At 73.7% G+C, this 10,548-nt stretch carries 10 protein-coding genes and 2 pseudogenes; 6 read left to right on the forward strand and 6 right to left on the reverse strand.

The features are described from left to right. Together BN12_RS25310 and BN12_RS16650 are read right to left on the reverse strand one after the other, a co-directional pair. Positions 1 to 342 (reverse strand): annotated as a pseudogene (locus BN12_RS25310) (alpha/beta family hydrolase); the annotation flags it as partial. After that, the gene (locus tag BN12_RS16650) at positions 339 to 1,196 is read right to left on the reverse strand and encodes an SOS response-associated peptidase (RefSeq protein WP_048554212.1); all 858 of its coding nucleotides are present in this window, start codon (positions 1,194 to 1,196) and stop codon (positions 339 to 341) included. The pseudogene BN12_RS25310 and the gene BN12_RS16650, both read right to left, overlap by 4 nt. A gap of 90 nt (positions 1,197 to 1,286) precedes the next feature. On the opposite strand from BN12_RS16650, the gene BN12_RS16655 reads away from it, so the two are divergent. Genes BN12_RS16655 through hisN form a run of 4 tightly spaced genes read left to right on the forward strand, consistent with a single transcriptional unit; the run spans position 1,287 to position 4,969 of the window. Further along, positions 1,287 to 1,829 (forward strand): DoxX family protein, encoded by a 543-nt coding sequence (locus BN12_RS16655; protein ID WP_048554214.1) that lies wholly within the window; start codon positions 1,287 to 1,289, stop codon positions 1,827 to 1,829. After that, positions 1,816 to 3,102, forward strand: a complete 1,287-nt coding sequence (gene aroA / locus BN12_RS16660) for a 3-phosphoshikimate 1-carboxyvinyltransferase (protein ID WP_048554216.1) — start codon at positions 1,816 to 1,818, stop codon at positions 3,100 to 3,102. The genes BN12_RS16655 and aroA overlap by 14 nt, the downstream gene beginning before the upstream one ends. Then, positions 3,099 to 4,142 carry a ribosome small subunit-dependent GTPase A gene (rsgA, locus tag BN12_RS16665; protein WP_048554218.1) on the forward strand — a complete coding sequence of 348 codons (1,044 nt, stop codon included), beginning with the start codon at positions 3,099 to 3,101 and terminating at the stop codon, positions 4,140 to 4,142. Before aroA ends, rsgA begins: the two co-directional genes overlap by 4 nt. A 41-nt stretch (positions 4,143 to 4,183) precedes the next feature. After that, positions 4,184 to 4,969 (forward strand): histidinol-phosphatase, encoded by a 786-nt coding sequence (gene hisN / locus BN12_RS16670; RefSeq protein WP_157635533.1) that lies wholly within the window; start codon positions 4,184 to 4,186, stop codon positions 4,967 to 4,969. Between the two features lie 119 nt (positions 4,970 to 5,088). Here hisN and BN12_RS16675 read toward each other — a convergent pair whose 3' ends face one another. From BN12_RS16675 to BN12_RS23920, 3 genes are read right to left on the reverse strand one after another with little or no spacing between them, the layout of a single operon-like run. Beyond that, complete coding sequence (locus BN12_RS16675) at positions 5,089 to 6,447, reverse strand: M16 family metallopeptidase (RefSeq protein ID WP_048554223.1); 1,359 nt, start codon at positions 6,445 to 6,447, stop codon at positions 5,089 to 5,091. After that, positions 6,444 to 7,724 (reverse strand): M16 family metallopeptidase, encoded by a 1,281-nt coding sequence (locus BN12_RS24615; protein ID WP_048554225.1) that lies wholly within the window; start codon positions 7,722 to 7,724, stop codon positions 6,444 to 6,446. Before BN12_RS24615 ends, BN12_RS16675 begins: the two co-directional genes overlap by 4 nt. A gap of 26 nt (positions 7,725 to 7,750) precedes the next feature. Further along, positions 7,751 to 9,160, reverse strand: a complete 1,410-nt coding sequence (locus BN12_RS23920; protein ID WP_200901388.1) for an NAD(P)/FAD-dependent oxidoreductase — start codon at positions 9,158 to 9,160, stop codon at positions 7,751 to 7,753. 173 nt (positions 9,161 to 9,333) lie between these two features. Here BN12_RS23920 and BN12_RS26240 point away from each other — a divergent pair, with 173 nt between their 5' ends. After that, positions 9,334 to 9,858, forward strand: coding sequence for a hypothetical protein (locus BN12_RS26240; RefSeq protein ID WP_162232997.1), 525 nt, complete (start codon positions 9,334 to 9,336; stop codon positions 9,856 to 9,858). Between the two features lie 110 nt (positions 9,859 to 9,968). Here BN12_RS26240 and BN12_RS26510 read toward each other — a convergent pair. Then, a pseudogene (locus tag BN12_RS26510) lies at positions 9,969 to 10,184 on the reverse strand (lytic murein transglycosylase); the annotation flags it as partial. 139 nt (positions 10,185 to 10,323) lie between these two features. Between BN12_RS26510 and BN12_RS26250 the strand changes: the two are divergent. After that, positions 10,324 to 10,548: hypothetical protein (locus tag BN12_RS26250; protein WP_235432587.1), on the forward strand; the 225-nt coding region annotated here is incomplete at its 3' end.

A 10,548-nucleotide genomic window follows, 5' to 3' on the forward strand; every position in this document is an offset into this window, starting at 1 on the left:
CCGGCCCCCCCCCCCCCCTTTCCCCCCCCCGCCGAGGACGAGGGGTCCGGGCAGCCGGGACCGGCCGCTCCGGAGGGCCTCGACGACGGGCCGCCACGCCGCATCCTGCACGGGCGGGGTGGGCGGCGTCCGCTTCGCCGCGACCGCCCAGGCCTGCCGGACGAGGGCGAGCGCCCAGCCGGCGTCGGGCACCGCCGCCCCGAGGGCGAGCAGGTCCGGCGTCGTCATCGCGCCGTTCGCGCCGTGGGTGAGGACGAGGGTCCCCAGCGCCCCGCGGGGGCGGGTCACGTGCACCTCCGCCGGCCCGAGCGCTGTCTCGACGACGACCTCCCTCGTCGTCACGATGCACCCGCGATGATCTCGCCGGTCATCGGGTCGACGACGCCCTCGAGCTCCTCCGGGGGTGCGGGCTCGAGGAGCCCAGGACCGTTCGAGCGGTTCGAGCTGACCGCCCGGGACACCGCATACGCCTCGAACCGGCCGGGCCCGGCGGGCCGGAGCAGGTCCTCGACGGCGTCGGCGTCGGTGACATCCGGGGAGAGCCAACGCTCCCAGGCCTCGGGGTCGAGGACGAGGGGCTGGCGGTCGTGGATGCGATCGAGCCCGGGCTCGGCGTCGGTCGTCACGATGGTGAACGTCGTGAGCCAGGCCATCGGGTCGGCGGAGCTCCCGACGGCCGGGTCGCGCCAGAACTCGTAGAGGCCGGCGAGCGCGCAGTCCGTGCCGTCGACGCGACGGACGAAGAACGGCTGCCTGCGCGGCTTGCCCTTCGCGTCGGTGACGGTCGGCGAGGCCTGCCACTCGTACCAGCCGGCCGCCGGAACCAGACAGCGACGGGTCCGCGCAGCCCGGGAGAAGGCGCGCGCCTCGAGGACGGTGTCCGCCCGGGCGTTGACCATCCGGACGCCGACCTTGGTGTCCTTGGCCCAGCTCGGCACGAGGCCCCACGTGAGCAGGCGCAGCTGCCGGACGGGCCCGCGGCCCTCGGCATACGCCTCGTCGCTCTCCCGGAGCGGGCGGGTGAGGACGACGGGGGCCTGCTTGCTCGGCGCCATGTTGAAGTCCGGCGTCCCCGGGGGCGGCTCCTGGGGGTTCACGAGGATGCTGCGGCCCGGCTCTCCCGTCCGGTCGACCTCCACCTCGAACTCCTCGACGAGGTCGTCGGGGTTCGCGCTGGCTGCGTAGCGACCGCACATGGGCCAAGGCTACGCAGGCCGATGTCGGGCAACTACGGTAGGAAGGAGGGGAAGACGACCCACGACGAACGACCTCGAGGAGCACGACAGATGAGCCTGGTCCGCACGGTAGCCCGTCCCCTGCTCGCCGCGATCTACATCAAGGGGGGCATCGACGCCTTCCGCCAGCCCGGGCCCCGCGTCGACAAGGCGGCGCCTCTCGCCCACACCCTCGCCGGGCCGCTGCACCTGCCCGACGACCCCGAGCTCCTCGTGCGCGCCAACGGCGTGGCCCAGGCGGCCTTCGGCACGCTGCTCGCGTTCGGTCGCTTCCCCCGCCTGTCGGCCGCCGTCCTCGCCGCCTCCACGGTGCCGACGACCCTCGCCGGGCACGCGTTCTGGGAGGAGAGCGACCCCGCGCAGCGCAAGGCGCAGCTGACCCACTTCCTGAAGAACCTCAGCATGCTCGGCGGCCTCCTCCTCGCGGCGGTCGACACCGAGGGCCGGCCCGGCCTCGCCTACCGGGCGGGGATGGCGAGCGACGCCGTCGGGCGGACGGCCAAGCAGACCCGCCGCGAGGCCAAGCACCTGGCCAGGACGGCCAGGCGGGAGGCCAAGATCGCCGCCCTCCAGGCCAGAGATGCCGTCGGCTGACTGGCCGGTGCCGGCCGTCGGCGTCCCTGTCGACGCGACGGTCCGGCTCCCCGGAAGCAAGTCCCTCACCAACCGCTATCTGGTCCTCTCCGCCCTGGCGAGCGGCCCGTCGCGACTCCGGCTGCCCCTGCGGTCGCGGGACACCCTCCTCATGGCCGACGCTCTCCGCTCCCTCGGCGCGACGGTCGAGGACTGCGGCGACGACGACGCGGACTGGTACGTCACCCCCGCCGCACTCACCGGTAACGCCGACGTCGACTGCGGGCTCGCCGGCACCGTCATGCGGTTCCTCCCCGCCGTCGCCGCGCTCAACCGGGGGACGGTCCGCCTCGACGGCGACGAGCACGCGCGCGTCCGCCCGATGGGGGAGCTCATCGCCGCGCTGCGGACGCTGGGCGCGACGGTGGAGGACGGTGGCCGGGGCGCGCTGCCGTTCGCGGTCGTGGGCACCGGCCGGATGCCGGGAGGCTCGGTCGTCATGGATGCCTCCGCCTCCTCCCAGTACGTCTCGGCGCTCCTCCTCGCCGGCGCTCGGTACGACAAGGGGGTCACCGTCCACCACGCCGGCACGCCGATCCCGAGCCAGCCGCATGTCGAGATGACGATCGAGGTGCTCCGCGACGCCGGCGCCGTCGTCGACGACACGGAGCCCGACACCTGGAGCATCGAGCCCTCCGAGCTGACGCCGCTCGACGTCATGGTGGAGCCGGACCTGTCCAACGCCGGGCCGTTCCTCGCGGCCGCACTCGTCACCGACGGGCGGGTCTGCGTGCCCGACTGGCCGCAGCACACGACCCAGGCCGGCGACGCGATGCGGGACATCCTCGACGCGATGGGCGCCGACGTGCGCCTCACCCGCGAGGAGCTGACCGTCTCGGGCGACGACGGGATCTCCGGACTCGATGTCGACCTCCACGACGCGAGCGAGCTGACGCCCGTCGTCGCCGCCCTCGCGGCCCTCGCGGACTCGCCCTCGGTCATCCGGGGGGTGGCCCACATCCGGGGTCACGAGTCCGACCGGCTCGCCGGACTGTGCGCGGAGCTGTCCGCGCTCGGGGCGGCGGTGACCGAGACCGAGGACGGACTCGCGATCCGGCCCGCCCCGCTCCACGGAGGCACGTGGCATACGTATGCCGACCACCGGATGGTCATGGCCGGTGCCGTCCTCGGACTCGCCGTCGAGGGCATCGTCGTCGAGGACGCCGGCAGCGTCGCGAAGACCCTGCCGCAGTTCACCGAGATGTGGGAGCAGATGATCGGCACGACCGGATGAGCCGAGCGGCGAGCGACTACGACGAGTCGGACGTGCGGATCCGCCCGAACCGTCGCGGGTCCCGCCCTCGATCGAAGAACCGTCCCGCCCACGAGGACGCGCTCCCCGGCATGGTCCTCGGTGTCGACCGGGGCCGCTACCACGTCCGGGTCGCCGCAGGGGTGGGTGGCGACACGCGCGGCGAGCGCATCGTCACGGCGATGCGCGCCCGCGAGCTCGGGCGCAAGGGCATCGTCGTCGGCGACCGGGTCGCGCTCGTCGGCGACACCGGCGGCGGACCCGACGCCCTCGCCCGCATCGTCCGCGTCGAGCCCCGGACGAGCGTCCTGCGCCGGACCGCCGACGACACCGATCCCGTCGAGCGGGTCATCGTCGCCAACGCCGACCAGCTGTGCGTCGTCGTCGCCCTCGCCGACCCGGCGCCGACCCCGCGCCTCGTCGACCGGTGCCTCGTCGCCGCATACGACGCGGGCATGGATCCCCTCCTCGTCCTCACCAAGTCCGATCTCACCCCACCCGACGACTTCCTCGCGACGTATGCGCCGCTCGAGGTTCCCGTCGTCGTCACCGCGACGACGGGTGGCGGGTTCTCGGGTCTGGACGACCTGCGGGACCGGCTCCGGGGCCGGGTCAGCGTCCTCGTCGGGCACTCCGGCGTCGGGAAGTCGACGCTCGTCAACGCCCTCGTCCCCGATGCGCTGCGGGCCACCGGCCGCGTCAACGCGGTGACCGGCCGGGGCCGGCACACCTCGAGCTCGGCGATCGCCCTCGAGCTGCCTGACGCGGAGGGCTGGGTCGTCGACACCCCGGGCGTCCGCTCCTTCGGGCTCGCCCACGTGTCCGTCGACCGGATCATCGACCACTTCCCCGACCTCGCGGCCGGGACCGCCGAATGCCCGCGCGGCTGCACCCACGACGAGCCGGACTGCGCCCTCGACGCCTACGTCTCCTCCGGGGCCGCGGGGCCGGCCGGCCCCGCCCGCCTCGAGTCGCTGCGGCGGCTGCTCCGCGCGAGGTCGGGTGGCTCCCCCGAGGACTGAAATGCCGGGGCAGGCGCCGCCGGGACGCTAGCGTGCCTGACGTGGCGGGCTATGACGACGACCTCCGGCTGGCGCACGTCCTCGCGGACGCCGTCGAGCGGGTGACGATGGAGCGGTTCAAGGCGGTCGATCTGCGCGTCGAGACCAAGCCCGACCTCACCCTCGTCAGCGACGCCGACACGGCCGCGGAGGAGCTCATCCGGTCCCAGCTCAGACGGACCCGGCCGCGCGACGCCGTCGAGGGCGAGGAGTTCGAGACGACGGGCCACGGGCCCCGCCGCTGGGTCATCGACCCCATCGACGGCACGCACAACTTCGTCCGCGGCGTCCCCGTCTGGGCGACGCTCATCGCCCTCGTCGACAACGAGACCCCCGTGCTCGGGCTCGTCGCGGCGCCCGCCCTCGGCCGTCGGTGGTGGGCCGCCATCGGCTCCGGCGCCTGGAGCGGCCGGTCGCTCACCTCGGCCAAGCGCATCCACGTCTCGGGCGTCACGTCGCTCTCCGACGCCTCCATCTCCTACTCCTCGGTGTCCTCGTGGCGCAAGGTCGACCGCCGCGAGGAGCTGCTCGCCCTTCTCGACGACTGCTGGCGGACCCGGGCCTACGGCGACTTCTGGTCCTACATGCTCCTCGCCGAGGGGGCCGTCGACATCGCCACCGAGCCCGAGCTCGCCCTCTACGACATGGCGGCCCTCGTCCCCGTCGTCACCGAGGCCGGCGGCCGGTTCACCTCGCTCGCCGGCCGCGACGGCCCGTGGGGCGGCAACGCCCTCGCGACGAACGGCCTCCTCCACGACGAGGTCCTGGCCCGCCTCGGCACCGCCTGAGCCCCCTGCTCCCCGAACGGCCCGTTACCTTCTCGGCAGGTGCGGGGTTGTCGTGGTCATGTCGACGTTCCGACCACGGAAAGCCCGCACCTGCCGAAGTGGTCCCTCGTCTCGGCGGGTCAGGCGGGGACGACGGTGACGTCGCCGCGGCCGAGGGCTCGAACGCCGTCGAGCCAGGCGGCCGCGTCGCCGACGACGACGACGGTCCACTCCCCCGTGAGGTAGGCGGACGCCGCGTCCCGCAGGACCTGCGGCGTCAGCCCGCCGAGGGCCGCGAGGTTCGACGTCGTGAAGTCCGACGGCAGGCCGTCGATGACCAGGCCCGCGGTCTCGGCCGCGACGGCGTCGGCCGTGGCATACCGCCCGGGTGCCGTGAGCCCGATGAAGTCCGCTCCCGAGCGGACCTCCTCGACGGTGTATCCGGACCGGGCGCCGTCGAGGATGTCGAGGAGCAGGCGCAGCGCCTCGACGGTCACCTCCGAGCGGACCGACCCCGAGGTGTAGAACGTGCCGCCGACCCGGCGGGGCCGGAAGGCCGAGCGGATGCCGTAGGTGTACCCCTTCTCCTCGCGCAGCACCGCGTCGATCCGGGCGTTCGGCGAGCCGCCGATGACGAAGGACAGGACCTGGTATGCCGCCCAGCCGGCGGGCTCGGTGACGTGCCGGTCCGGCCCGGACCACCCGACGGCGAGCTCGCTCTGGACCGACCCCGGCCGGTCGACGACGACGATCCGGGCGGCGTCGGCGGCACGAACGGCCGCCCGGGGTCCCGGTGCTGGGACATGGGACGGGGCCGTCCACCGCCCGAGGGTGTCGCCGACGAGCGCCGTCGCGTCGACACCGGTGAGGTCACCGGCGACGACGACGGTCGCGCCGAGGGGTCCGACCCGCTCGGCGTGGAAGGCCACGAGGTCCGCACGCGTCACGGCGCCGACCGTCTCCGTCGTGCCGCCGGCCGGGCGGCTGGCCCGCTCGGCCGGGTCGAAGAACGCCTCGAAGAAGGCCAGCCCGGCCCGATGCGAGGCATGGGCGCGCTGCTGCTCGATCTCCGACGTGCGGGTCGCGACGGCGCGACGCACCTCCGCCTCCGGGAAGGCCGGCTCGGCGAGCAGCTGCCGGAGGAGGTCGAGGGCCTGCGCGAGCCGCCGTTGGGGGACGTCGAGCTCGATGACGAGCGCCGACTCCGTCATGCCGGCCCCCAGCCCGATCCCGCCGCGCTCGAGCAGGCCCGCGAACTCGATCGGGGTGTGGTGCAGCGTCCCCTCGTCGAGCAGCCGGGACATGAGCGTCGCGATGCCCTCGAGCTCGCGCGGCTCGGAGGCGACGAGCAGCGGCACGACGACCCGGACCGACACGACGTACTGGCCGGGCAGGTGGTGGGTGAGGACGCGCAGCCCGCTCGGGAGCTCGCTCGCCAGCGGGACGGGGAAGGTCCAGGGCCCGGGTGGGCCGATGGCCGGCCGGGTCGACAGGCTCACGCGGCCGCCGCCTCGGCCTGGAGGAAGGCGACGGTGGCCCGGTTCGTCGACCGCAGCCAGGTCCGGGCGGCCTCGGTGACATCGTCCGCGCTCACCCTCGCGAGCCGGTCGAGGTGGGTGTTCACCGCGCCCGGGTCGCCGTGGAGCAGCGTCGTGTGGCTGATGGTGTCGGCCCGCTCCTCCTGGCTCGCGAGGCTCGACAGCCACGCCCGCTCGGCCTGGGCGAGGACCGCCTCCATCTCCTCGGGGGTCGGGCCCTCGTCGGCGAACCGGTCGAGCTCCTCCCCGACCCGCTCCTCGACGCCGGCAGGGTTCTCGCCCGGCGCGACGTCGACCGATATCAGCGCGATCGACGAGCCGTCGACGAGACCCATCGCGTGGGCGTCGACACGGTGCGCCGACTGCTCGGTGCGGACGAGCCGGGTGCCGACCCGCGAGGTCGACAGGCCCGCGACGATGTCGACGGCGAACGAGCTCGCGAGGTACTCCTGCGTCGGGTCGACGGGCAGGCGGAAGGCGAGGTGGAGCCGGTCGTTGGGGACGGTCTCGAGCCGCTCGACCCGCACCGGCTCGGACAGCGGCGGCAGCTGCGGGCCCGGGGGACGCGGCATCCGGTCGATCGGCGCCAGATCTCCGAAGTACCTCTCGACGGCGGCCACCGCCTCGTCGACCTCCACGTCGCCGCACAGGGTGAGGACGGTGTTGTCAGGGCCGTAGTAGCGCTGGAAGAAGGCGTGGACGTCCTCCAGGCTCGCCGCGTCGAGGTCCTCCATCGAGCCGATCGTCGCGTGGTGGTACGGATGCTCCTCGGGGAAGAGCGCGGCATACACCTCGATGAGAGCGGTGCCGTAGGGCGGGTTGTCGTAGCGCTGCCGCTTCTCCTCCTTGACGACGTCGCGCTGGTTGTCGAGGTTCTCCTGCGTCACGGCGTCGAGGAGGTGTCCGTGCCGGTCCGCCTCGAGCCACAGGGCGAGGTCCATGGCGCCCCGGGGCAGGGTCTCGAAGTAGTTCGTCCGGTCGAACCACGTCGTCGCGTTGAGTCGTGCGCCCTGCGCCATGAGGGCGGAGAAGTGCTCGCCGCTCGCGACGTTGCGAGACCCCTGGAACATGAGGTGCTCGAAGAGGTGGGCGAACCCGGTCCGTCCGGGCTCCTCGTGGCGCGACCCGACGCCGACCCACAGGTTGACGGTGACGTTCGGCACGCTCGGGTCCGGAGAGACGACGAGCCGCAGGCCGTTGTCGAGCCGACGCTCGTGGATCGGGTAGTCCAGTGGCATGGCGTGAGCCTATGCGCTCGCTTCGGTCAGCCGGAGCGGCCTCCGCCGCGCGCGTCGGCCGTCTCGTCGGTATGCCGAGTGCCGGCTCGAGCGTCCGGCTCCGGGACCGCGGCGGCGAGCACCCCGGCGGCACCGACCTCGCGCAGCGCGTTGCGCGCGACGATCTGCTGCTCGGTGATGGCCCGCTCCGACCGGCCCCGCCCGACGAAGCTGACGGCCCAGTGCAGCATCGTCGTGACGCGATGCTTGAAGCCGATGATGTAGACGAGGTGGACTCCGAGCCACAGCAGCCAGGCGGGGAAGCCCGAGAAGCGCAGGTGCTTGATGCTCGCGACGGCGCTGAACCGCGAGATCGTCGCCATCGAGCCCTTGTCGACGTACTCGAAGGGCGCCTGGGGCTCGCGGCCGGCGACCCGGCGACGGATGGCCTCCGCGGCATACCGCGCGCCTTGGATGGCGACCTGGGCGACGCCCGGATAGCCCTTCAGCGACGCCATGTCGCCGACGACGTAGATCTCGGGATGCCCGGGCAGGGTGAGGTCGTCGCGGGTGGCGATCCGCCCGGACCGGTCGAGGTCGGCCCCGGTCCGCTCGGCGAGCTGCCGCGCGAGCGGGCTCGCCTGGACACCCGCGGCCCACACCTTCGTCGCCGCCTCGATGCGCCGGGTCCCGCCGCTCGCGTCCTTGACGGTGAGGCCCCGCGCGTCCATGTCGGTGACGAGGGCCCCGAGCTCGACCTCGACGCCGATCTGCTCGAGGCGGCGCTGGGCCCGGTGGCCGAGGGTGTCGCCGAACGCGGGCAGCACCTGCTTGGCGCCGTCGAGCAGGACGATCCGGGTCTTCGTCGGGTCGATCGAGCGGAAGTTGTGGCGCAGCGTCCGGTGGGACAGCTCGGCGATCTGGCCGGCCATCTCCACACCGGTCGGGCCGGCGCCGACGACGACGAAGGTGAGCAGGCGGTCGATGTCCTCCGGGTCGTCGGAGAGCTCGGCGAGCTCGAAGGCGGAGAAGATCCGTCCGCGCAGCTCCAAGGCGTCGTCGATCGACTTCAGGCCCGGCGCGAACTCGGCGAACTGGTCGTTGCCGAAGTAGGACTGTCCGGCGCCGGCCGCGACGACGAGGGAGTCGTACGGTGTCACCGTCTCCCGGTCGAGGACCCGGCTCGTGACCGTCCGCCCCTCCACGTCGATGTCGGTGACCTCGCCGAGCACGACGCGCGCGTTGCCCTGCCGGGCGAGCACCTCACGGGTGCTCGGCGCGATCTCGCCCTCGGAGAGGATGCCCGTCGCGACCTGGTAGAGGAGGGGCTGGAAGAGGTGGCTCGTCGTGTCCGCCACGAGGGTGACGTCGACGTGGTCGCGACGCAGCGCCTGCGCGGCGAAGAGCCCCCCGAACCCGGACCCGATGACGACGACCTGATGCCCGTGCGCACTCACGCGACCACCCTCCCAGATGACGAGCGGACGGTCACCTCGTGGTGCCGTCCGCGCTGACTGCTGTCCCCCGGTCCAACACCCCCGGGACCGGATCCATGCCCTGCCGCCACCCGTGTCGGTGGCGGGGTCACGAGCTCCCGGGGCTCGACGGCGACGGGCCGTCCGTCGTCGTCGTGGAGGAGGTGTCGCTGCTGCTGGAGGACGACGAGCTACTGGAGGACGAGCTACTGGAGGACGAGCTACTGGAGGACGAGGCGCCATTGGAGGAGGACGGCGTCGTGGACGTCCTCGACGTGGTGCTGTGCGTCGTGGTGGACGAGGAGGCCGGCGGCGTCGTGCTCGGTGTCGCCGTGCTGGTGGTCGTCGTGGGCGGGCTCGTCGTCGAGGACGGTGGGCACGTCGTCGGCGAGTCCGTCGGCGACGTCGGGGAGGGGCTGGAGCTCGGGCTGGGGCTCGTCGGTGACGGGGTGGGACACGACGGCGTGTCGGTCGGATCGGTCGTCGAGGTCGTCGACGAGGAGGTCGGCGGCTCGGTGGACGACGACGGCGCGCTCGTCGTCGGTTTCGAGGACGTCGGCGACGGCTTGGGCGTCGTCGTGGCCGACGGCTTCGTGGTCGAGTGGTCCGTGGGGGTCGAGCCGTTCGGCGTCACGATGGCGACGCTGCCGAGGCCCTTGAGGCCGTACTTCTCGAAGTAGGCCATCCACCGCGTCACGACGGCGACGTAGGCGGCGGAGTTGTTGTAGGACCGGATGGCCGCGACGAGCTGCCCGTGCTGCGCGAGGTCACGGCCACCCGCGCAGAGGTATGCGCCGGCCGCCGCCGCCGCGTCGTAGACGTTCTGCGGGTCCTTCACGCCGTCGTGGTCGCCGTCACGGCCCCAGGCGGCCCACGTCGACGGGATGAACTGCATCGGGCCCACGGCGCGGTCCCACGTCGTGTCGCCGTCGAGCTTCCCTCCGTCGGTGTCCCGGATCGCGGCGTAGCCGCCGCCGTCGAGCACCGGCCCGAGGACCGCCGGCACGACCCGGTGGTGTGTGTCGAGGGCCCGCCCGCCGAGGCTCCCGGACTCGACCTGGCCGATGGCGGCGAGGAGCGGAACGGTGAGGTGGCACGCGGGATCTGCTGCCTTGACGGCGGCCTGGTATGCCTTGACGAGCGTCGTGTCGGTCTTGGTCGTCAACGGGTCGGCGGCGCCGGTGGCCGGCGGCTTCGCGGGCGGCTCGGGCAGCGGGGGCGGCGTCTCGGCGGTGGTGGCACCGAACGGGTCGCGTGCCGCCCAGCGCAGCCTCGCCTCGAGCCCCGCCGGGTCGGCGTCGGCCTCGGTGGGCAGACTCGCTGGGATGGCCGCAGCGCGCGCCGCGGCCGCGGTCGTCGTCGTGGTGGGG

The organism is Nostocoides japonicum T1-X7 (genome assembly GCF_001046855.1).
GTDB classification, from domain to species: Bacteria; Actinomycetota; Actinomycetes; order Actinomycetales; family Dermatophilaceae; genus Nostocoides; species Nostocoides japonicum.